The following is a 23,988-nucleotide window of genomic DNA, read 5'->3' on the forward strand; positions in this document are numbered from 1 at the left end:
CAAAGTTACAAAAAGAGACGTTAATATCTTTTATTTGAAGTGTTATAAAAACAAAACAAGCATAAGGATGGAGTCATCGTATATGCTTGTTTGTCATGATATTATTATTATGAACCAATTGTTCTATCTAGAACATTACACCAGTATAGTTGTGTGGTGTAATGGCTTTAAGCTCCTCTTTAATGTCCTCATTAACATCTAATGTGTCGATAAAGTCATGAATCACTTCTTGATTCATCTTCTTGTTGGTACGAGTTAACTCTTTAAGCTTCTCATAAGGATTAGGATAGGCCTCACGACGAAGTATCGTTTGAATGGCTTCTGCTACCACAGCCCAATTGTCATCAAGATCCTTCTCTAACTCATCGTTGTTCAGAAGAAGTTTATCAAGTCCTTTCAATGTCGACTTAATAGAGATAACTGTGTGAGCAAAAGGAACTCCAATATTTCTTAAAACAGTTGAATCTGTTAAATCACGTTGTAGACGTGAAACAGGAAGTTTTGCTGAAAGATGTTCAAACATTGCATTGGCTATTCCCACATTTCCTTCAGAATTCTCAAAATCGATAGGATTCACTTTATGTGGCATGGCTGACGATCCTACTTCTCCCGCTTTGATCTTCTGCTTGAAGTATCCCATCGAGATATAGGTCCACATATCACGATTCAAATCCAAAATGATCGTATTGATACGTTTCATGTTGTCAAATGTAGCACTATAGTTGTCATAGTGTGCAATTTGTGTTGTCAACTGAGATCTCTCTAGCTTTAGGTGATCGTTCACAAAATTGTTTGCAAACTCAACCCAATTAATCTCTGGGTAGGCAACAATATGTGCATTGAAATTACCTGTGGCGCCACCAAATTTTGCATAACATGGAATGGCTTTAAGAAGCTCTAACTGTACAAGCAAACGCTCTACAAAAACAAGTATCTCTTTCCCTAATCGGGTAGGAGAAGCTGGTTGACCATGTGTTTTAGCCAACATTGGAATCTGCTTCCACTCTTCTGCTAGTTGTGTTAATTTCTCAATTAACTCTTCTAACATCGGAAGATAAACCTCTTGAATAGCATCTTTTATAGAGCAAGGAACAGAGGTGTTGTTTATATCTTGTGATGTTAATCCAAAATGGATAAACTCTTTATCGTCCCCAATCTGAAGCGCATCGAATCTCTCTTTGATGAAATACTCTACCGCTTTTACATCGTGGTTCGTAACTGACTCTATCTCTTTGATACGAAGCGCATCCTTCTCTGTGAAGTTTTTATATATATCACGAATGGCATCATATTTCGATTTGTCGAATCCCTCCAATTGTGGTAATGGAAGTTCGCATAGTGCGATAAAATATTCGATTTCAACAAACACACGATATTTAATCAATGCATATTCTGAGAAGTACTCTCCAAGTGAAGCAACTTTGCCTCGATATCTTCCGTCTACAGGAGATATGGCTGTAAGATTATTCAGTTCCATGACCTTTATTTCAGATGTTTTGAATATTTACAAAAGTAGTAAATTGTTGCAAGATATTTGTTGTAAAAACGCCAACACCACATCCTTCCTGCTTAAACCAATGTTTTATAGTTTGGTTCAAATAACTTATGTGAAAGATTGATTATTTACTATGTTGTAAGTTAGGTTGTTGTGTTTGAACTGTTGTTAGTTTAATTATTTGTGAAATAATATATGTCTTACCTAAACGATATTCATAAAAATGTTTGCCAATAGACTATATGTTTACAATAAATTCAGTTATCTAAAATAGTGCCTTGCAATCTTGTCTAATGTTGAATATTATCACCGTTTTATCACATGATGAAGCGATAGTGTATTCGTTCATTATTTACTCGATTCTATAGTGGATTAGGAGGGAGATAACCATGAAACTACACTATCATAAAAACACGTATAAATTACGATTACGTTACGGTTTCCTTACCTTTTTGCCCTGTTTTGGTAAGGGAAGGGTAAGTTAAGGGTAACTTAAGGGTAAGTTTACCCCCTGTTTGCCCCTTGTTTGCTATAGTGTTGGGGCTGTTTTGAATGGTGTTGTTTATTTATTGATGAGGAAAAAGAAGTAGTGTGAAGTGTGGTCATTTTTTATTTTCAAGATTATGAGATTGTCTCAAAAGTTTGTAGATATCCTATTATATCCCCCCCTGTAGTTTGCGATATTAGAAGGGTTTGATGTTTGACATGTGTTTTTATTATGTTGATTTTTTTTTGCATGCCTTACATCTATTGAAATGTTGCCAAACCATAAAGAAGACGTGGTTTCTTCTAGAATGTTTTAAAATGAGCAGAACTTTGTGAAAAAAGATTTTAAACGATTCAAGCTATAACCTTAAGATTATGAATGTAGTCGAGGTTGTAGGGACTTGTGCGTAGTGGTAAAGATGAAAAAAGATTGGTTAAAATGTTTGCAACAAATAGAAATTGACCTATATTTGCACCGCAATTGTGAACAAATGGGAGATTAGCTCAGTTGGTTTAGAGCATCTGCCTTACAAGCAGAGGGTCGCTGGTTCGAATCCAGCATTTCCCACCATTGAACACATTGATATCCATTCGGGAGATTAGCTCAGTTGGTTTAGAGCATCTGCCTTACAAGCAGAGGGTCGCTGGTTCGAATCCAGCATTTCCCACGAAAAAACGTATTGATATCCATTCGGGAGATTAGCTCAGTTGGTTTAGAGCATCTGCCTTACAAGCAGAGGGTCGCTGGTTCGAATCCAGCATTTCCCACATTAAGAAAAAGCCACTTCATTTTATGAGGTGGCTTTTTTGTTTTATTCATATTCGATGTCTGGTATATGCTATAAATAATCTACTATTGTGTTTTATTATTCGATATTACTACAAATGTTAATTAATGCAATAATGTATTTAAATAGCAGAAATACAGCGGTTTGAATGTGTGTTTTGTGGTAGTTGTTGTTACTCAGTTGTTAACAATAATTATTTAAATGTTATATATAGTCTTCGAAAATATTTATATTCGCTATTGATAATTAACATGTTATTGACTTATGATGAGTTCTTCCTTTAAATTAAGTTTTCTTTTTCTATTTTCAGCCCTACTAGTAGGGTGTCAGGATGTCAAAAAAGAGAAGATAGAATTGAATGTTCTTCCCAAAGTCGCATCTGCAGATATGGGAGATGGATTTTATGTTGTCCCTAGTGAATTAAGGCTGGCAACCAATACTGCACTTCTGAGGCAAGTTGCTAAAACAGGAGGAGAATTACTTCATGAAGCAACAGGAGTAACTGTTAAAAGAAGTAAGGAGAACCCTAATATTAAGGTTCGGTTGATTAAAGATAGCCGTTTAAATAACGAAGGCTATCACCTCCAGGTGACTAGTTCGGGCATCGTGATAGAGGCAAATAAAAAGGAAGGTATTTTATACGGCTTCCAAACGTTGTCTCAATTGATGGAAAAAAGGGACAGCAGTCAGGTAACTATCCCTTGTGTTAATATTGCAGACACTCCAACATTTGAATATAGGTGTCTTGATCTAGATGTATGTCGCCATTTTTATTCCATAGAAGATCTTAAACGCATCATTAAAGTGATGTCGCATATAAAGATGAATAAGCTTGTATTGGAGTTGTCAGATAATGCAGGATGGCGTATCGAAATTAAATCTTATCCTGAGCTTACAAAGGTTGCAGCATGGAGACCATCTGTTGGTTATCCGTCGAATCAAAAATATGGTATAAATAAAGATGATGGGAAGAAGTATGGTGGTTATTATAAACAATCTGAGTTAAGAGATTTAGTTCGTTTTGCAAAGAAATTGAATATTGAGATCATTCCTCAGGTAGAGGTATCTAACCATATGAAGGCTGCAGCTAGTGCTTATCCATATTTGTCTTGTGTTAATTATGATGGTCTTAAAGATAAGGATGTAAAAAAGAGTTATCCAGCCTGTATGGGTAATCCTGAAGTGTTAAAGTTTTGGGACACTGTAATTACTGAACTTGGACATGTGTTTGATTCTCCTTTTGTTCATGTTGGTGGTGGTTATATGTCGGCACCTTATGAACAGTTGTGTGAAGGGTGTCATGATCATATGAAGGAGCACGGTTTTAAATCAACAGATGAACTTCAGGATCATTTTATGTCGGATATTGAGGAGGTCATATATAAACATGGGAAGAAATTAGTTGGCTGGAATAAGATTTATAGGTACTCTTCCAACCCTAATTCAATGGCAATGGTGTGGCAGAGTACAGGTGCTGGAAAGCAGAATATTCTACATAAACATCCAATAATAATATGTCCTCAAAGAAAATATTCATTAAAGATATCGCAGACTCTGGATGGCTACTCCAAAGCAAAAAGAGGATTGTTAACTCTGAGAGAGGTGTATGAATTTGCTCCTAATTTTGATGAGAAAAAGAATAAGGTCGCTGCAAAATATATAAAAGGAGTAGCGGCTCTGTTGTGGACAAATACGTCTCCTGATATTGATATTGTTAGTTATCGTCTATTTCCTCGACTGTTTGCTATTGCAGAGAGTGGATGGAGTGGTTATGGTGATAAAGATTGGAATGATTTTAACTCTAGGCAGAAGCTTTTGATACCCTACTTGAAAAGAAATAATTTACGATATGGACATCTTGCTCATAAAGTTGAGTTTCGTACGAAACAACAGCCGAATGGGAAGTTTGCGCTTACTTTATCTAACGATGCAGATACACAGATACGCTATACTCAAGATGGAAAAGAGCCAACGGTTGAATCGACACTCTACTCTAAACCAATACCGATAAGAGGAAAGATGTTAATAAAAGCTTGCTCTTTTTATAAAGATGGTACAAGAGCCAAGGTGTATGGAAAACGATTACAGGAACACAAGGGGTTGATGGCAAAAACGTCATTTCGTTATATGTATTCAAGTGACCAAGGGATTTTCCGACCTGATGTGTTAGTGGATGGTATTCGAAATGATTTCCAAACAATGGAGATGGAGAATATGGATGTAACTCTAGATTTGGGTAAGCGAGTAGAGGTTTTTCGTATCAATACCGATTGGTTGGTTCGTCCGAATAAGTCAGTATTTGAACCGAAATCGGTTAAATATCTTGTATCAGAAGATGGGATCTCATTTAAGAATATTTTTCATGAAATTTATCCTGCTAATGGACATAAAGAGTTTGTTCAGAGTGTGGACTGTTTCCCCGGAGGAATGAAAATCCGTTATATTCGTATTATTGGTGAAAACAGACGGAATAATCCTTCTTGGCACAAGTTTTCGGATCGCTATGCATGGTTATATCTTGACGAAATAGTCATTGAGTAGTTGAATACAATAGATCAAAAAAAATGCCTGTATTGACTCAATACAGGCATTTTTTTTGATCTACTGTTGTTTGAAATGATTGGCTACTGTTGTTGTACAATAAAAATGGATTGAACTACAGGCTCCGCTTTTTTTAGGATCTCATTGTTTGTTGAGATACCTTTATCTCCAATTAGTTTCATGTAGTCATTTCCAACTTCTTTTGTAAGTTCAAATTGGAATCCAATTTTAGCATCGTTTAAAGTCCCTTTCCCCCAATCAGTGACTGTTCCTGCTAAGTCCCTGTCGATTTCGTAGCCCATTATTTTGAATGACGCACCATTGATCTTCTCTACTTCACTTAATGTTGTGCCGATATGAATTCCATCTTTGGTTTTCCATTCTGAATTTTTGTTATCTGTTTTGATAATGACAGGTTTTACTTTTTTTGATGTCTGCCAAGTGATATGGATGTTGTTATTGGCATTTTTAAATAGAACTTCTGTGCCCAGAGCTCCTGTGCCTTCGTCCATCGTCTCTTTTAAACTTTTATCCCCATAAAGTTTTACTAGTTGTTCGTGGGTTGTTTGTAGTGTTACTTGCCCAATCTGGTTGTGTGTGATAATAAATGTCTCTTTTTTATTACAAGAAAAGAGTCCGATGCATAGACATGCCAATAGAAATGTAATTTTTTTCATCTGTGATATTTATTTAAATTATAATATAGGGGGATAAGTGCAAAGTAGAAAAAAAAAGGGACCCATTGTAGGGTCCCAAGTGAATTATTTAATTGTAAGGTTGTTTTTATCTCTTAATAAACTTCTTTACAGTTATTTTCCCGCTGGATGTATATAATTTCACTATATATACTCCTGCGTTAAGTGTATTAAGGTCTATTTTTTGATCTTGAATTTGTAATGCTCGTTGTTTTACAACCATCCCCATGATATTGTATATCTCAAGTTTTGTGAATTGAGTATCTTGGGTATTATTCTGTATCTGAATAAACTCTGCTGCTGGGTTTGGATGAATATAGACCTTACTTGCTAATGTGAGATCATTAACATCTGTTGTTTTGTTTGTCTCTCCAGTGACTTCTAAACGGTCAATTTGCCACCATGATGTTTCACCATTGCCTGTTCCAGAGGTAACATAGTGTATTGCAATGAACAGTTTAGTATGATCATTTGATGGTATATTACCTGATTGGATATCTCTTTTCCAAGTATTAGAATTCGCTGAAGGATAGTCAAGATTTAGCTCTATCCATGTGCCATTTTCTGATGGATTGCCCTCGTTGTAGTCATATGAATAAAGAATCTTAAATGGCTGTGAATTTCCACCGTCTGCATATTTGGTCCATAGATCAGTTGTAATGTTAAAGTTCATAACATTGCTGATGTCTATCTCTTTAGATATGTACCATAGGTCCGCTGGTTCAGGACCTCTATGGGCATTAAAGGCAAGAACTGTATTTTTGTAGATGTATGGTGTTTTTGAATTTGTATTTTTGTACAGTGTCATGGTAGTACTACCATTGAACTCTTCATTAAATAATGAAAGAGGTAATAGGTCACTGTTCTTAATACTATTCACTGTACTGGTAGTTTTTTTATCTTTATTATCTACTAATTCGATTTTAAAGAATACCTCTTTCAATTTTGCATCTACATTAAGAGGATAGTTATTTTGATCATTCTTGGTGATAACTTCTACATTCGAAAGATCATCTTTTGTAGATCCCCAGTATAGTTTCATTGACTTGACGCCGTTAGGACATTCAAACTCTGTGTGGATTGTGATTTTACCCGTTTTGAATGATTGAGGCTCGGTTGTCGTTGTGGTGAAATATGGCTCATCTGTTGTCCATATCATCTCAACATATTCCGGATGGTCAATAAATGGATTACGGTTTTCTTGAACCTTATAAACATTGTTATTTCTGTCTATCTCGCGCTTGCTGACAGGGTCTTGTTTGTTCCATTTTAGAAGGACTTTAATAAACCATGGTTTAAACGAAGGGAACTCTTTTCCCGTTAGTACTGAACCTCCTTTTGCATTCCAACTAGAAATTTTGTCATTGTAGCAGGTAGACATATATAGATAACTACGTGCAATATCACCTTTGTACTCATCAATAGGTTCAAAAACGATTCCAGTGTATCCTTCATCTGCACATGTACCAATTTTTGAACCGTTCGTTGTTGTTGTTGTTGCATTCTTTACATCTCCATGTGGATAACTTCCTCTAAGGTTGTTTACTTTGATGTCTGTTGGATATACATGGAAGAAGTCATTTCTCATAGGAGATTTTTTCCCGAACCAACTTTGGGGTACGATGTGTTCTCTATTATATCCTTCGCCCTCATTTTTTGCAGAGGCTCCAGATTGATTAAAAGAGTACAGATATTTAGGTTTTCCGTTTGGAATGTCTGAATACATATCCAAGACTTTGCTCGGATCGTCTGTACGTGCATCGGTCTCAGGATAATATGTCAGAAGTCCACCATATCCATTATCCTTATGGGTTTTGATGATGTTATGAAGTGCCAGTTTTAATTCTTGTCCACTTTTACCGTCTGCCGTTTTATAGTATCCTGCAGGAATCTGACCAAAGGATAGTGATGCGACTAATAATGAAATAAATAAAGTAAAGGTCCTAATCATATGAAATAGTTTTTAAGGATTTGTAACTACAGTCAAAGTTAGTTGTTGTATTTGACTGTAATATATTGTGTGTATTAATTAAATAAGGTTAAATTATTAATAAAGGGGAACAAATGTAATCACCTTCTATTTTTTATCATGTGACTTTCGTCATTTGGAATCGGTTATGGGGTTAATTTGAGTGCTATTTTTAAACAGTATAAATTGTGTTTTGTGATTATATTTAAAAACATTATGTCATGCTTGAACATATATAAAGCATTGGTGTTCAGTTATTAGTATTGGTTGTGGTCAAGGTGCTTTTATGATAGTGAATATTATATAGTATAAGAAAAAAGCATCTTATATTCTTTTATTGAAATAAGTTTGTATTTTCACGGAATAAGAGTGAATTTAAAATGAAACACATGAATATATTTAAACGAGTTTTTCAATTTTATTATCAAGGATTTAAATCTATGACTTGGGGAAAACAGGCATGGGCGGTAATTCTTGTGAAGTTGTTTGTAATGTTTTTTGTGTTGAAGTTATTTTTCTTCCCCAATAAATTAAATACAGAGTTTACTACTGATCAGGAGCGAAGCTCTCATGTAATTGATAATTTGACAAACATTCAAACAGATAATAAATAATGATTGAGACTTTAGACTTATCGACAGTAGACTGGTCGAGAGCCCAGTTTGCACTTACAGCTATGTATCACTGGCTGTTTGTTCCATTAACTCTTGGTATTACGTTTCTTTTGGCTATAATGGAAACGATTTACTATAAGACAGGCAATGAGAAATGGAAGAAAGCAACTATATTTTGGATGAAGTTGTTCGGTATAAACTTTGCTATTGGGGTATCTACAGGTATCATCTTAGAGTTTGAGTTTGGAACGAACTGGTCCAACTATTCTTGGTTTGTTGGAGATATTTTTGGTGCTCCGTTGGCTATTGAAGGTATGTTGGCTTTCTTCATGGAGTCCACTTTTATTGCAGTGATGTTCTTTGGATGGAACAAAGTAAGTAAGGGGTATCACTTAGCCGCAACTTGGTTGACAGCGATTGGTGCTAACCTTTCTGCATTATGGATATTAATTGCTAACGCATGGATGCAGAATCCTGTAGGAATGCAATTTAATCCAGACACCGCACGAAATGAGATGGTTAATTTTTGGGATGTGGCTTTGAGTCCAATGGCTGCCAATAAAGTTGTTCACACTATCGGTTCAGGATTGGTTACAGGAAGCATCTTTATTTTAGGTATTTCATGTTGGTTCTTGTTGAGAAAAAGAGAGATTGGTTTTGCGAAGCGAAGTATCTTAGTTGCTAGTATCTTTGGATTGATCAGTTCTCTATTTTTAGCTGCAACTGGTGATGGATCGGGCCAGATGGTTGCGAAACACCAGCCGATGAAGTTTGCTGCAATGGAAGGGTTGTATCGTGGGCAAGAAGGTGCTCCTCTGATTGCTTTAGGAGTTCTATCTAACGATAAGGTCAAGGATCACTCTACACGTGATGCTGATAAGTTTGCTTTTAAGCTAGAGATTCCAAAAGGGGGTTCTATGTTGGCTTTTCATGATGCCAATGCTTATGTTCCTGGCGTATATGATATTTTAGATGGTGTTCCTGAAAGAGGTATGCTATCGACAACGGAAAAGATAGAGAGAGGTCGTGAGGCAATTCTTACACTGAAAGAGTATAAGAAGGCGAAGCGCTCGAAGAAGACTGAGGAGGCAGCGGTATTAAGAGATAAATTTATGAGTAAGTCTTTTCAGGAGAATTACTTTAAATATTTTGGATACGGTTATTTTAAAAACCCAGAAGACATTATTCCTAACGTACCGTTGGTATTCTATAGTTTCCATATTATGGTTGCTTTAGGTAGTTTCTTTATTGTACTATTTGGTTTGGCACTGTTCCTTTCATTAAAAGGACAAATAACGAAGCATAAATGGTTTTACTATTTGTCGCTTCTTTCATTGCCTTTGGTGTATGTTGCAGGAGAGGCTGGTTGGGTTGTTGCAGAAGTGGGACGTCAACCTTGGGTGATTCAAGACCTAATGCCTACCATTGCAGCTGTAACGAATATTGATTCGAGTGCAGTGGTGGTGACATTCTGTCTTTTTGCAATAGTGTTTACATTCTTGCTGATTGCAGAGATAATGATTATGGTTAAGCAAATTAAAATTGGCCCTAAGCAGTAGGCTGTATAATATTTATAGATTATGTTAGGATTCTTATCGTATAGTTTTTTACAACATTATTGGTGGGCCATCATCTCTTTGTTGGCGAGTCTATTGGTTTTCTTGCTTTTTGTTCAAGGTGGTCAGTCGATGATCTTCTCTTTTGCAAAAAATGAGACTGAGAAGACTTTGTTGATTAATGCATTAGGTCGAAAGTGGGAGTTTACCTTTACAACATTAGTTACTTTTGGTGGAGCCTTTTTTGCATCGTTCCCATTGTTCTACTCTACAAGTTTTGGAGGTGCTTATTGGGCATGGATGGCGCTACTATTTTGCTTTATTATCCAAGCGGTATCGTATGAGTTTCGTAAACGACCAAATAACTTCTTAGGTAGTCGTACGTTTGAGGTTTTTTTGTTTATCAATGGCGCATTGGCCCCACTATTGATTGGTGTCGTGGTTGGAACATTCTTCACCGGAGCTAATTTTAAATTGGATGAGATGAACTTCTCTTCATGGGAACATCCTATGCGTGGTTTGGAGGCTGTATTTAACTACATTAATGTGTCATTAGGATTGGCAGTGGTGTTCTTAGCTCGAGTATTGGCATTACACTATTTCATGAATAGTATTAGTTATGATGGTTTTATCTCTAGATATAGAAAAGCTATTGTCGTTAACTCCGCACTGTTCTTACTGTTCTTTTTGACATTTTTAATCTCGATTCTTTTTATTGATGGAAGAGCTTATGATGCTGCCGGGGTTGTCTCTATTGTACCAAATAAGTATTTGTTAAACTTACTGGAGATGCCAATAAACACTGTGGCATTATTGGTTGGAGTGGTACTGGTGCTTTGGGGGATTATTAAATCGATTCGATTTCCAGAGAAGCAGAAGGCGATTTGGTTCTCTGGAGTAGGAACCGTTTTGACGGTATTTGCACTTTTTATATTAGCTGGATATAATAATACATGTTATTATCCATCAAATGTAGATATGCAATCGTCGTTGAGTATTCAAAGTAGCTGTTCTTCGGAGTATACCTTAACTGTAATGAGCTGGGTCTCTTTAATTGTTCCTTTTGTAGTCGCTTATATTTTCTATGCTTGGAGAGCAATAAATAAGAAAGATATTACAGAGGCTGAGGTTTCTGAGCACGGAGATACTCATATTTACTAACGAATTAAATGTGTTGATCATGTATACAAGTTCAATATTATGGTTGCTGTCAGTTCCAGTGGTAATTACGGTGGCCTATCAGATAATAAAGATTATAGCTGTGAGGTATGAAGATACTTTTACAGATGAATAAATAAAAAAGCGGGTTTAAGGACCCGCTTTTTTTATCTCAGTGTTTCATCATAAATGAAACTGTTCTTCTTCTTAATGCGTCTTGCTAGATATACAAATGGGGTGTCTGCCGCTGCAACGACCCATTTGAGTACATAGGTTGATATAAAAATCTGTAATAGGTCATTGTTAGAGAAGACACCATAGAATGCTGCAACGGTAAAAAATCCACTATCTATTAGTTGTGATACCATTGTTGAGAGGTTGTTGCGTATCCACAACTGATTATCCTTGGGAAAATATCTTCTCCAGAAATGGAATGCCCATACATCATGTCTTTGTGATATGATGTAAGATATCAGGCTCGCAATGGCAATACGAGGCATGAGTTTAAATATCATAGACAGAGACTCGTGTGTCTTTTCAGACATGGTATCTCCAGTCAAGGGGGTGAATAGGAGTGCTAAATTCATCAGTATCACCATGGAGATAAGGCTGAAGAAACCTATCCATACTGCTTGATTGGCATCTCTTTTTCCATAGTTCTCGGAGAGGATATCCGTAACTAAAAAGGAGGAGGCATAAACAATGTTCCCTAAAGTTGCGACCATTCCAAATAGGTGTACCGTTTGCATTACTTGAATGTTGGCGATGATCGTAGAGATCGGTATCCATACAAGTAGTCCTCTTCTACCGAATATTTTATAGGCAAGAACGATTAAAATAAAATTGGCTAGTAACATCACTAACCACATTATAGCATTATTCATCTTTCATTTAGATTATAGCTCCTTAGGTCCGTTTTGGGCTATGTTTAGTTCTGTGTGACTAATTCAAGCGGAAGTTTCTACTGAGGAGATAATTATTACGGTGTAAAGTTGTCAAATCTTTTTTTATTTTCTTACTCTTTTGAATAAATAGACTGTCAATTTAGCATAGGCACGATTTTTGACTACTCTATTATTAGATCGATAACAATTCGTTTGGAGATTGTATCAATTGTTTTTGTTATTTTTGTGGAATCTAATCAGACCAACAAATTAAAATTAGAGAATAGAATTATGGAAAATAGATGGATGCAGCGGGATGCCTCAGAGGTTCAGTCCGCTTTTATGCAGAAAGTATACGCTTGGATGTTTTCAGCTTTGTTGATAACTGCAGGTGTCGCGTATTATAGTGCCTCTTCGGCTACAATTATCAATATGGTATTTAGTAGTGGATATGGTATATTTCCTTTTATTATAGCTGAGTTTGCTTTGGTGTATTATATCTCATCTCGTATCGATAGGATCTCGTCACAAACAGCGAAGTTGCTGTTCTTTTTGTATTCGGCTTTAAATGGGGTGACCATGGGTATTATATTCTTAGCTTACACTTCGGCATCGATATACTATACATTCTTAATTACAGCAGTAATGTTTGGTATTATGAGTGTGTATGGCATGGTAACCAAGAAAGATTTGTCTTCGATTGGGAACATTGCATTTATGGCTTTGATCGGTATTATTATTGCATCGGTGGTAAATATATTTCTGAATAGTGAGGCTTTGTATTGGATTATCAGTTATGCTGGAGTGATCTTATTTACAGGTTTAACGGCTTATGATACACAGAAAATTAAGAAGATGCATTCGGTAATGGCACATGACGAAGAGTCAGGAAATAAGGTGGCTATCCTAGGTGCATTAACTCTGTATTTAGATTTCATCAACCTGTTCCTTTTCCTTCTACGTTTCTTCGGTAGAAGAAATTAACCATCATGGGCTGTCATTTCAAATTGTTATGGGTGCAACCGATGAATGAAAAATATAGATATGTCCTTCTAGTCTTCGGGCTAGAAGGATTTATTTTGTCTTATGATAAAATAAAACTGTATGAGTAAGAGAGAATTAAAAAAGCATTTGGAGACTTTAGATGAGAACCAATTGAAAGAGCAGATAATGGACCTTTATGAGCGTTTTAAGGACATCAAAGAGTTCTATAAGTTCTACTTTAATCCAAATGAAGAAAAGCTCTTAGAGGAGGCTAAAGTGGCAGTTACAAAGGAGTTTTATCCTCCAAGGTCACGTAGACCCAAAATGAGACCAACAACTTTTAAGAAGTATATGAAACAGTTGGTTACATTAGGGGTGTCTGTGGATAACCAGTTTGATTTTGCTTTTTACTATATCGATCTAGCCGTCAGTTTTCCTAGGAGTCGTAATATTCGTAAGGCAAATTTTCATCAAAGTATCTACAAGAGTTTTGAAGAGACCGTGAGCTTGATATTCAAAGAAGGTTTTGATGGTGTTTATCTCAAAAAGATGGAAAAGGTAGTGGATGAAGTGTGGAAGAAAGATTGGCCAAATAAATCTAGTTTTGATAAAGTGCTAGATCTGTATCTATAACATTTGCGTCATACATATTTGAGGTGAAATTCTATCTCGACATAAATCATATGAATAAGAAAATATTAAGGTTGGCTATCCCCAACATCATCAGTAATATCACTGTTCCTCTATTATCGTTAGTGGACTTAGCATTGATGGGACACTTGGATTCTGATATATATATTGGTGCGATCTCCCTTGGAGGTGTTCTGTTTAATTTCATCTATTGGGCTTTTAATTTCCTTCGAATGGGAACCAGTGGATTAACAGGACAGGCTTACGGTGCAGGAGATAAATGGAAGGTAAATCACCTGTTCTACCAATCTCTCTTGGTCTCTTTAATTATTGCCTTGTCACTAATTCTACTACAATCTCCAATTGAATGGATGAGCTTTGGTATTTTAGAGGGAAGTGATGCCGTAAAAGAGTCTGCAAAAGTCTATTTCCGTATACGTATATGGGCAGCCCCAGCAACACTAGGCTTGTATGCCCTAAATGGTTGGTTGGTGGGTATGAAGAATGCAAAGATTCCGATGATGGTTGCTATCTTGGTGAATATTGTGAATATTCTTCTTAACTCCTTTTTTGTTTTGGTGTTAAAGATGACCTCTGATGGTGTCGCACTCGCTACGGTTATTTCTCAATTTGTCGGTTTTACTGTCACAGGAGTGATGATATATCGTGCTTTTCCTGACAGGATTTCATGGCATAATTTACGTTACTATTTGAATGTCGATGACCTGAAGAAGTTCTTTACGCTAAATAGAGATATATTTATTCGTACGCTGTGTATTATTTTGGTGTTTACTTTCTTCACCTCGAAGTCGGCAGGAGTAGATAATCAAATACTTGCAGCCAACACACTTCTACTTCAATTTATGATGTTCTTCTCCTTCTTTATGGATGGTTTCGCTTACGCAGGTGAGTCTCTCTCTGCCAACTACTATGGTGCAAGAGACAAATCATCTTTTCGAAATTTATTAAAACTACTATTTGTATGGGGGGTAGGACTCGCGGGGTTATTTACTGTTGTATATGCTTTTGCAGGGGAGACAATATTACGATTATTGACAAACAATAGGGAGGTCATTGAGGTTGCAAACCAATATATGTGGTGGGTAATCCTTGTTCCTATACTGAGTTTTCCCGCTTATATATGGGATGCGATATATATTGGTGTTACTTCATCAAAAGGTATGAGAAATACGATGATATTGGCCACTCTAGTGCTATTTTTCCCAATGTGGTTTATTTTTAAACCTTATCTTGGGAACCATGCTTTATGGCTTGCGATGGTTGCTTTTATGTTTGGGCGAGGCTTCTTCCAAACAGTTCTTGCCAAAAAAGAGATCTTCCGTAAGATAGATGCCATATGATTTTAATTCTATGTCATATAGAAGGCAACCAATAGTTATTTTGGTTGCCTTCTGTATTGATAATTAATATTCAAAACTACTTCCTCCAAGAAACTCTCTTAAGATCGAGGTGGGAGGGATCTCTGTAGCATTAAAGCTCCTAAAATAGGATATGAAGTTGAGTAGTCGTTTTGCCTCAGCATACTCTGGTGCCTTCTCTTTTACTCCCCTTAGTCGATAGACAAGGTATGGTTTGAGAACACTTAATTCATATATTAAAGCCGAGTTAAACATCACATCTGCCTCTTCTTGATAAGGAAAAATGTGTTTCTCTTCTCCTTTGCGAACACTAGGCCACCTTTGAATGGTTTCCGCAGCACTATAATTGCGAAATTTACTGTCGCGAACAATTCTACGTATTAAGCGATTGTCAGTTGAAGGGATATAATTGTGTTCGTCGAGTGATATTGGGGTAAGTGCAGATATAAATATCTTATAGATATGCTCTGGAGCCACTTGATTTATTAGCTTTGGGTTCAAGGCATGGATCCCCTCAATAATCAATATGTCTTGCTTGCCTAGATGCATTAGATCATCGGTCTTAACTCTTGTTCCACTCGTGAAATCAAAACGATAACGGTTTACCTCATCTCCTTCAAAAAGTGCCTTCAATTGACTGTTAAGAAAGGTGTGGTCTACGGCTTCGAAAGCTTCGAAATCATAATTACCATCTTCGTCAAGAGGTGTGTCGACTCTATCTACAAAATAGTCATCTAACGAGAGTTGTTTTGGTGTACATCCCAATACCGAGAGTTGGATACTTAATCTCTTGCTAAAAGTTGTTTTTCCAGAGCAAGAAGGTCCAGCAATAAGAACGATCTTTATCTCATCTCTACTCTGTATGATCTTATCGGCAATCCTTGCAATCTCCTTTTCATGGAAAGCTTCCGCGATCTTGATTAAGTCGCGATCCCACTCTCTGTATTTACAGTCATTAAGTTGAGATAAGTTACGTGCATTAAGCGTGCTTGCCCAATCTCTATGATATCTTATAGTTTGAAACAACTTCTGCTGGTTGTGAATCGGTTCTAACTCTCCATGATTTGTTTTTGTTGGGAGTCGTAGTATAAAACCATCCGCGTAAGGCTCTAGATCGAAACTCTTAAGATTGTTACTATTGGGAACCAGGTGATTGTAAAAGAAGTTATGGTGTCCATTAAACTCATTTAGGGGAGCATATAGATTACCATACTCTTGAAACAGTCGTCTCTTGGCCATTAGCCCCTCTTTTGTTAAGATGTCTGCACACTCGTCGATAGGATATAAATAACGGTGAAAAGGGATGTTCTCTTCTACAAGACGATGCATCTCACTGAGTAGTATCTCTAGAAAGTTTAATGGCAAAGTATCTGGATTGGTAAATTTACAGAAGTAGCCTCCAGATACTGAATTACGTATGGATAATTCGTGTTCGGGAAAGCAGTGTAATCCCGCCACCCACAATAAGAAAGATAGAGATTTGGCATACATTCGTCTACCTTCAGGATGTTCATACCCAAAGAAAGCGATGGTTTTGGGTTTTACGACAGGATAATCTAATGATTTACATCTGTTATTGACCATCGCTCCAAGAAGATCACTATCTATCTGGACATCTTGATCCTCCGCGATCTCTTTTAAAGTTACACCTAATGGATAGTTTCTTCGAATGCCTGTATTATTGCAATATATTTGAATCTCCATATTTTTACGTTTAAATGTACCCTACGAACTACTTGCTAGGTAATTTAAAGAAAAAAAGGGGTATTTAAAAGAGATAGGGTGAGTAGTTTATGGAAGTGGGCCTCAAAAATGTAACCATCACCGTAGAGATAGACAATCTACGGTGGTGGTTATCTTTTTAGCCAAGCATTGATATCTTTTCTAAAGCTTCAATATCGAGAAGGCGAATCTTACGGCCATCAATGGCAATCACCTTTTCGTTCGCAAAAGTGGATAACGTTCGAATGGCATTAGATGTAGTCATATTCGATAAGTTGGCGATATCTTCTCGTGATAGATAGACCTTCAACGTCGCATTGTCGTTTTCAAAGTCATATTTGTCTCTAAGAAGAAGTAAACTTTCGGCCAGTCTACCTCGAATATGCTTCTGGGTCAAACTTATAGTTCGTTTATTGGAGAACCCTAACTCTTGAGCTAGATTCTGCAAAAGACGCAAAGAGAAGTTATTATTTTTCAATAACGTGTTGAAAAGAAAATCCTCTGGTACACAGTGGATCACACTCTCTTCTAACGCAACAGCAGACGATATATGATTTTCACCAGCTAGTAATGATCTAAAACCTACTAAACCTCTAGATTTTACCATGCGGATAATCTGTTCTCGTCCTCCGACACCTTCTTTGTAGATCTTTACCTTTCCTTCATGAAGATAAACCATACCCGTTGGAGTGTCGCCTTCCTTATAAATTATCTCATTACGACGACAACGAATTACTTGTCTCGCTTTTTCTAATTCTTTAAGTTCTTCTGGCGACAAAACTGTAAATATGCTTTCTCTCTCTTCAAAGTGACCCTCTAGATCGAAATTTGAATTAAACATACTCCACTCTGTTTATGTTATACAGCATCAAAGTTAATGAAATAATCCTGATATAAAATTATTTAGAATTATTTATGTGACCGAATATACAATAAATTTGAAAAAAAAAGTGCGTCTTGTGAACTGTTTTTATTCTCGATTGTTTACTTGGGCTTACAAAATAGAAGAGAGAAGCTTTTCACCTCTCTCTTGAATAATTTTATATCCTTAACTATCAGTTCTGATATTTTGCAACGATTGGCATTTTACGACCACCTCCAAAAGCCTTCGATGAGACTCTAATTATAGGTGGACATTGGAAACGTTTATATTCGTTTCTATCTACCATCCCAACAATCCTCTCTACTACATCTCTTGGGTATCCATGTGAAACAATCTGATCGTTTGACATGGTCTTTTCAATATAGAGATAAAGAATGCTGTCGAGTAGATCATAATCAGGTAGTGAATCACTGTCTTGTTGATCGGGTCTTAACTCAGCCGATGGAGGTTTTACAATGGTATTCACAGGAATGATCTCTTCATTTCTGTTGATATAGTGAGCTAGTTTGAATACATCTGTTTTATAGACATCACCAAGTACAGAAAGACCACCGTTCATATCTCCGTAAAGTGTGCCATACCCAACGGCTGCTTCACTTTTGTTGGAGGTGTTCAGTAGGATATTTCCAAATTTATTGGAGATGGCCATCATTAAAGTTCCTCGTATTCGGGCTTGAATATTCTCTTCTGTAACGTCCTCTTTTAATCCTGCAAACACATTAGATAAACTTCCTTCAAAAGCAGTTACTGCATCGACAATTGGAACTAAGTCATATTGAATACCAAGATTCTTTGCAAGCTCCTCAGCGTCCTTTACAGAGTGATCTGAAGAGTATTTAGATGGCATAAGCAATACCCTTACATTTTCTGCTCCTAGCGCTTCTACGGCTAAAACAACGGTAACAGCAGAGTCTATCCCTCCCGAAAGTCCTAGCGTCGCAGATCTAAACCCTGACTTATGGAAGTAGTCTTTGATTCCAACAACCAATGCATCGTGGATTTTACCAATATTGTCTTTGAATGGTTGAATCGATGGTTTGCTCTTTGCTGCTGTATCAATAACAGCAAAATCTTCCTTGAAATAAGCCAATTCATTCTGAATTGATCCATCAGGGAGTGCATAAACAGACCCACCATCAAAAAGAATCTCTGATTGGGCTCCTACTTGACTAACATATATAAATGGTAGTCTATATTTCGATGCATGCTGTTGTATTGTTTTCTTCCTCTTGGTCTCTTTGTCATGAGAATAAGGAGATGCCGATAGGTTGATTGCAATATCTGGATTAAGTCTACTTAGCTCCTCCATTGGCGAAACAGTGTAGAGCTTCTTTTGAGCAAAATTGTTATCCGAACTTTGTTCATCCCATATATCCTCACATATAGTGATAGCAATCTTTTTTCCACCTATCTCAACCAAACGGAACGTTTTGTTTGGCTCAAAATGTCTATATTCATCAAAGATATCGTATGTGGGTAACAGTGTTTTATGGATGATATCTAAAACTTTTCCATCTTGAAGAATATAGGCAGAGTTAAAAAGACGCTTCCCTTTTGATGTCTTATTAATCGATGGTGCACCAACCATAACAGTGATGTCGTGTGCATGCTCCGCAATCTTATTAACAGATTCAATACAACTGTTAACAAATCGTTCTTTCTCTAAAAGATCTTGAGGGTAGTATCCACAAACGGCTAGTTCAGAAAATACTACTACATCTGCATTCTCTCTCTTGGCCTTCTCTATGTGATGGAGGATCTTTTCTGTGTTCTGTTCAAAATTACCGACATGGTAATTAAGCTGTGCTAATGCTATCTTCATCCTCGGTCTGTTTATTATTTATGATTTTATCGTTCTTCGACTATTGGCAACAAATCTAAAATATAAAGGCTAAGTTCAATCTGACATTTCGCAGTGATGCATCTGTTATGAAAGCATCTTTTGTGGTGGTGTCTGTAAAACCATTCTGATATATTATACCAATATTCAGTGCATTCTTTCCACCTAAGTCATATTCGAAGCCTCCCCCGACATTATATCCTAGGTTGTAGAAAGATAGATCGTCTTTGATATTCTTTCCATTGAGTGTCTTATCTTTTGTGTTAACACTACTCCCAATGTTGAGCCAGTTGGTGAGTCCAAATTGTGCGTAAAAGATTGATCTGTGACGTTGGCTCGATCGTAGTTTAATTGCCAGAGGGATCTCTAAGTATTTGTATCCGAGTTTTACCTCTTCTCCTTTAGAAACGACAACACCTTGAATCGTCTTATCTTCCGTATAACTCTGTTTTGTGCCCATCGAAGATAGAAGTACACCTGTAACAATCGAATAGCGATGCTCTGGTTCTAAAAAGATATCGCTTTCGATACCAAAACTAAAGCCAAATCTTGCTTTCGATTCATCCACTGTACTGTCGCTTGATTTCATCCATCCTATTTGAGGTGAAGCAACAAATGAGAATCTAAATTTCTGTTGTGCAAAAGTACTAACGATTCCTAAACACAAAAAAGCAGAAGTGATTACAAGTTTTTTAATCATAACATAGGTTTTTGTAGTATTATCTTTTTAAAGTCATCATAATTGTAACTTCAAAAGTACTTTAATAGTTTTAAAGTTGGTTTTTAATTTACTAAAAGATTCTCATTTTTGTTGGAGGATTCTACAAAAAGTAGTAGCATCACGATCTATTTATTGTTGTTTTTAATATCTATTGTTATGAATATTAGGAGTTTTTATCTATTGCCTCTGTTTCTGTCTACACTTTGCCTCTCTTGTGCAACGGAAAATCGAGATGTTTCCACCAAAGGAGCCAAAACGGTGGAACAAGTGGTCCATATTGAAAAGATTCTTTCTCCACAAAATAGAAGTATACAGAATTTAAATGCTTTTGTTCAAGAGGATGATGAAGCAGCTCAGTTTTTTGCAACACAGGTGTTGGGTGTGAATGATCTTAAAAGTCCTGATTTTATCAATATATGCCAACAATTCCTATCTGATTCGGTTGTTTCGAAAGCATATCATTCGGTGGACTCTCTGTTCAATAAAAAAAATGACAATGACTACTTTACTTCATTTCGTTATTTTAACCATTATTTCCCTGCTAAACCGTTGCCTCAGATCTACACTCTAGTTTCTGGTTTCAACCATAGTCTTGTCTATAATCAAACACAAATAGGGGTGAGTTTAGATAAGTATTTAGGTGCAAACTGTAAGTACTATGAGATGTTAGGGATTCCAAGCTATAAGCGAAAGCAAATGAAGCCAGAAAGGGTTGCTATCGATGTGATGGAACTATGGTTGCGAATACAGTATCCGCTTTCGATAAAGAAACGTAAACTTATAGATCATATAATTTATGAAGGACAAATCCTATATGCATTAAGCTACCTATTTCCTGACCAAGAACTTTATTATCCAATAGGATTTACAAAACAACAGTGGGAGTGGTGCCAAAATAGTGAAATCGGGATGTGGAATTACTTGGTGGACCAGAAATTACTATTTAAAAGTGATCCGCTATTGATTCGCAAAATGGTTGGTCCTGCTCCATTTACTAACTTTTTTACCCCTAAATCACCAGGTCAATGCGGTCGATGGATTGGATACAAAATCATTCAATCCTACATGAAGAATCATAAGAATTTATCTTTAGAGGAACTATTAGGAAGAACGAACTCCTCTGAAATATTAAATGAGTCAAGCTATTCACCTCGTTAAACAGTCGCTATTATAGCTTGTTATTATAGCGTATGCAATTCAATATATTTGGTTTTAACAGAGCATATTTAATCCTATTGTATGAAAATAAACGAAGCAATATGTGATTTACACTCTCCATATAGCATTAGTGAATGATGATGAGTTGGATAACCTAACAAATGATACTTCCATTTAGTGTGGTTGACGACATGAAAAAAGGGCTAAACCTTAATGGTTTAGCCCTTTTAATATCTTGTGATGAGATCGACTAGTAGAACTTAATTCTAAAATCTTTCACATCTGCGGTTTCTCTTAAATCATTGTATGCTTGGAAAGCTGCGCGATAAGAAACTTCACTTGCTAGACGCTTTTGAGCAGCATCCACGTTGTTGTCTGTTCCTTTCTCTTTCTTTGTAACTTTCACTACATATACACCATTGTTTCCAACTACAGGAGCTGAAACTTGGTTTAGTTTGCATGATGCTGCAGCTCCAATAACAGCTGGTTCGATACCTGCGCCTGGAATTGCATATGATGAGAAGTTAAGGTTGTCAGCATTCTTCACTGTAAGGTCGTTTGCTGATGCAATAGATGCAAGTTCAGAACCTTTCATCTTTGTTGCAATATATTCTCCTTTTTTCTCTTTTTCTACAGCCATCTTCACTTGTGTTCTAACTGCTTCAAAAGTAGAGTTTCCTTTTTCTTGCTTTGCAGATAGTAGTGCCACAACAAAGTTGTCATCACATTCGAAAATAGCAGCATCTTTACTGTCAAGAATCAATTTGTTTCTGTCTTTAGCTTGGAATGCCGAACGAATAATTGATCTTGAATGAGGAATACCAGCTATATCTTGTTGAGTTGTTGAAAGCGTTGCAATACGTGGAGCAACTTTCATCGCTTCAGCTTGCTTATCAAATGACTTCTCATTAGACGCTTCAGCTACAAATTGTGATGCTTTGTCGTATACATTACGATAAGTACGAGTACTAGGCTCAATATTACGAACAAGAATAGCAACATTTACATTCTCAGCTTTTTTACCACTCTTAATTACTTCAATCAAGTGGAATCCAAACTGTGATTGTACAATTTGAAGCTCTTTGTTTCCAGAGAATGCAGCAGCCTCAAATTGAGGAACCATCTGACCTCTTTTGAACCACCCTAAGTCACCACCTTTAACGGCCGAACCTGGATCTTGTGAATAAGTTTTCGCAGCAGCAGCAAATGTTGTCTTTTTCGTTTCGATAGCACTCTTCAAGCTGTCGATTAGGTGTTGGTTTTTCACCATATCAGCTTGGTTACGTACTGAAAGAAGAATATGTCTTGCGTTAACAGAATCAGGCATCTCTTTGAAGTCAACAATTTTAGCCATCTTCCAGCTGTTACCTTCTTGATAAGGACCATATACTGTTCCTTCTTTTCCGTCTTGAACAAACTCTTTAAGGTTTGCAGCCACTTCTGAAGGTTTTACATAACTGTCAGCATAAGCAACATCTGAATTCAATCGCATGAAAGAAGTTAAGTTTGCTGTAGTAGTAAACTCCTCTTTACGATCTTCCATCCACTGTTTTGTCTGAAGGTCATCATCTTGTGACGGTGCTACATTAAATACAACATATTTGATCGTAGCATTTTCATCATGAGAATAGTTGTCTTTATGGTTGTTGTAGTATGCTTTTAGATCAGCATCGCTTACCTTTACCAAGCTATCACTTACAGAACTAAAGCTTTTCACAACATAATCGATGTTAAATTGATTGTTACGCTCTGCAAGATCCAATTGTGCTTCTTGTTTTGTTACAAAAAGTCCTTTGTTGATAAGGCTACTGTACTTAGAAAACTCTCTGTCTTTGATCATTTGATCTTCTAGGAAGTTCCAATACATCTTCTGTTGTGCTGAAGCGGTTGTTTCAAGAGACTGTAAAAACTGAACTATTGCAGTTCTGTTAACTTCTCCAGTCTGTGGGTTTCCGAACAACTGTTTGATCATTGGGTGAATGTTCTCTCCCTGGATCATATCCAGTAACTCTTCAGAGCTTACATTAATGTCTAGATCTTCGTATATGTCTTCCATAACATATTTACGAACTAGCACTTGCCATGCTTGCTCACGAATTTGTTGCGATACACGTTCGTCTACTGAAGCACCACCTGCTCTCATCTTATAAACTTCTGTGTAGTCGTCTACTATCTTTTGATATTCAGGTTGCTTAATAGAGTTTCCATTGATTTCAGCTACTTCCATCGCTTCATCACGACTAAATGAGCTTCCCGATTTTAGTAGACCTCCAAGTACAAAGGCTAGAAGAGCTCCTCCAATCAGAACTGCTGTGAAGACGCCACCCTTATCTCGAATCTTTTGTAATGTTGCCATCGATATTTATTTGTGAATTTGTAATTACAAGTTTAAATAACTCCTATTGAGCTACGAATATAGTAAAATAGTTGTGAATATAAAGCGACTATATCGATCGAGTTGATCAAATAATTTGTTCTTATGGAT

The 23,988-nt window shown here is 36.6% G+C and carries 17 protein-coding genes and 3 tRNA genes; 11 read left to right on the plus strand and 9 right to left on the minus strand.

The annotated features are described in order from the left end of the window. Nucleotides 1-127: 127 nt before the first annotated feature. The gene (gene purB, locus K5X82_14460; GenBank protein ID QZT36450.1) at nucleotides 128-1,477 is read right to left on the minus strand and encodes an adenylosuccinate lyase; all 1,350 of its coding nucleotides are present in this window, start codon (nucleotides 1,475-1,477) and stop codon (nucleotides 128-130) included. 997 nt (nucleotides 1,478-2,474) lie between these two features. Here purB and K5X82_14465 point away from each other — a divergent pair. The 4 genes from K5X82_14465 (at nucleotide 2,475) to K5X82_14480 (ending at nucleotide 5,310) form a co-directional block, all read left to right on the plus strand. Further along, a tRNA-Val gene (locus K5X82_14465) sits at nucleotides 2,475-2,552 on the plus strand. Nucleotides 2,553-2,574: 22 nt separating this feature from the next. Next, nucleotides 2,575-2,649 (plus strand) — tRNA-Val (locus K5X82_14470). A 25-nt stretch (nucleotides 2,650-2,674) separates the two neighbouring features. Further along, nucleotides 2,675-2,749, plus strand: a tRNA-Val gene (locus K5X82_14475). Between the two features lie 284 nt (nucleotides 2,750-3,033). Further along, nucleotides 3,034-5,310, plus strand: a complete 2,277-nt coding sequence (locus K5X82_14480; protein QZT36451.1) for a family 20 glycosylhydrolase — start codon at nucleotides 3,034-3,036, stop codon at nucleotides 5,308-5,310. An 83-nt stretch (nucleotides 5,311-5,393) separates the two neighbouring features. On the opposite strand, the gene K5X82_14485 is transcribed toward K5X82_14480, so the two are convergent. Both K5X82_14485 and K5X82_14490 read right to left on the minus strand, forming a co-directional pair. Next, a complete protein-coding gene (locus tag K5X82_14485; GenBank protein ID QZT36452.1) occupies nucleotides 5,394-5,987 on the minus strand; it encodes a hypothetical protein in 594 nt (197 codons plus the stop codon). A gap of 106 nt (nucleotides 5,988-6,093) precedes the next feature. Further along, complete coding sequence (locus K5X82_14490) at nucleotides 6,094-7,956, minus strand: endonuclease (protein QZT36453.1); 1,863 nt, start codon at nucleotides 7,954-7,956, stop codon at nucleotides 6,094-6,096. A gap of 407 nt (nucleotides 7,957-8,363) precedes the next feature. On the opposite strand from K5X82_14490, the gene K5X82_14495 reads away from it, so the two are divergent. Genes K5X82_14495 through K5X82_14505 form a run of 3 tightly spaced genes read left to right on the plus strand, consistent with a single transcriptional unit; the run spans nucleotide 8,364 to nucleotide 11,305 of the window. Then, the gene (locus tag K5X82_14495) at nucleotides 8,364-8,588 is read left to right on the plus strand and encodes a DUF4492 domain-containing protein (GenBank protein ID QZT36454.1); all 225 of its coding nucleotides are present in this window, start codon (nucleotides 8,364-8,366) and stop codon (nucleotides 8,586-8,588) included. Then, a complete protein-coding gene (locus K5X82_14500; protein QZT36455.1) occupies nucleotides 8,588-10,147 on the plus strand; it encodes a cytochrome ubiquinol oxidase subunit I in 1,560 nt (519 codons plus the stop codon). The genes K5X82_14495 and K5X82_14500 overlap by 1 nt, the downstream gene beginning before the upstream one ends. A gap of 21 nt (nucleotides 10,148-10,168) precedes the next feature. Next, the gene (locus K5X82_14505) at nucleotides 10,169-11,305 is read left to right on the plus strand and encodes a cytochrome d ubiquinol oxidase subunit II (protein ID QZT36456.1); all 1,137 of its coding nucleotides are present in this window, start codon (nucleotides 10,169-10,171) and stop codon (nucleotides 11,303-11,305) included. Between the two features lie 164 nt (nucleotides 11,306-11,469). Here K5X82_14505 and K5X82_14510 read toward each other — a convergent pair whose 3' ends face one another. Continuing rightward, nucleotides 11,470-12,186: a queuosine precursor transporter gene (locus tag K5X82_14510; protein QZT36457.1), complete on the minus strand. Its 717-nt coding sequence runs from the start codon at nucleotides 12,184-12,186 to the stop codon at nucleotides 11,470-11,472. Between the two features lie 291 nt (nucleotides 12,187-12,477). Here K5X82_14510 and K5X82_14515 point away from each other — a divergent pair, with 291 nt between their 5' ends. The 3 genes from K5X82_14515 (at nucleotide 12,478) to K5X82_14525 (ending at nucleotide 15,161) form a co-directional block, all read left to right on the plus strand. Beyond that, on the plus strand, nucleotides 12,478-13,170 hold the full coding sequence (locus tag K5X82_14515; protein ID QZT36458.1) for a Bax inhibitor-1/YccA family protein: 693 nt from the start codon (nucleotides 12,478-12,480) through the stop codon (nucleotides 13,168-13,170). A gap of 120 nt (nucleotides 13,171-13,290) precedes the next feature. Then, nucleotides 13,291-13,803: a DUF6155 family protein gene (locus tag K5X82_14520; GenBank protein QZT36459.1), complete on the plus strand. Its 513-nt coding sequence runs from the start codon at nucleotides 13,291-13,293 to the stop codon at nucleotides 13,801-13,803. Between the two features lie 50 nt (nucleotides 13,804-13,853). Then, nucleotides 13,854-15,161, plus strand: a complete 1,308-nt coding sequence (locus K5X82_14525; protein QZT36460.1) for an MATE family efflux transporter — start codon at nucleotides 13,854-13,856, stop codon at nucleotides 15,159-15,161. Between the two features lie 63 nt (nucleotides 15,162-15,224). On the opposite strand, the gene K5X82_14530 is transcribed toward K5X82_14525, so the two are convergent. The 4 genes from K5X82_14530 to K5X82_14545 form a co-directional block, all read right to left on the minus strand. Continuing rightward, nucleotides 15,225-16,883 carry a nucleoside kinase gene (locus K5X82_14530; protein ID QZT36461.1) on the minus strand — a complete coding sequence of 553 codons (1,659 nt, stop codon included), beginning with the start codon at nucleotides 16,881-16,883 and terminating at the stop codon, nucleotides 15,225-15,227. Between the two features lie 157 nt (nucleotides 16,884-17,040). Continuing rightward, a complete protein-coding gene (locus K5X82_14535) occupies nucleotides 17,041-17,742 on the minus strand; it encodes a Crp/Fnr family transcriptional regulator (GenBank protein ID QZT36462.1) in 702 nt (233 codons plus the stop codon). Between the two features lie 214 nt (nucleotides 17,743-17,956). Then, entirely contained in the window at nucleotides 17,957-19,606 is a 1,650-nt protein-coding gene (locus tag K5X82_14540; protein QZT36463.1) for an NAD+ synthase, read from the minus strand. A 55-nt stretch (nucleotides 19,607-19,661) separates the two neighbouring features. Then, complete coding sequence (locus K5X82_14545; protein ID QZT36464.1) at nucleotides 19,662-20,324, minus strand: PorT family protein; 663 nt, start codon at nucleotides 20,322-20,324, stop codon at nucleotides 19,662-19,664. Between the two features lie 177 nt (nucleotides 20,325-20,501). On the opposite strand from K5X82_14545, the gene K5X82_14550 reads away from it, so the two are divergent. Further along, nucleotides 20,502-21,503, plus strand: coding sequence for a hypothetical protein (locus K5X82_14550; protein QZT36465.1), 1,002 nt, complete (start codon nucleotides 20,502-20,504; stop codon nucleotides 21,501-21,503). A 250-nt stretch (nucleotides 21,504-21,753) separates the two neighbouring features. Here K5X82_14550 and K5X82_14555 read toward each other — a convergent pair whose 3' ends face one another. Then, nucleotides 21,754-23,859, minus strand: coding sequence for a SurA N-terminal domain-containing protein (locus K5X82_14555; GenBank protein ID QZT36466.1), 2,106 nt, complete (start codon nucleotides 23,857-23,859; stop codon nucleotides 21,754-21,756). Nucleotides 23,860-23,988: the final 129 nt, after the last annotated feature.

Source organism: Prolixibacteraceae bacterium (assembly GCA_019856515.1).
Taxonomy (GTDB): domain Bacteria; phylum Bacteroidota; class Bacteroidia; order Bacteroidales; family Prolixibacteraceae; genus Halosquirtibacter; species Halosquirtibacter xylanolyticus.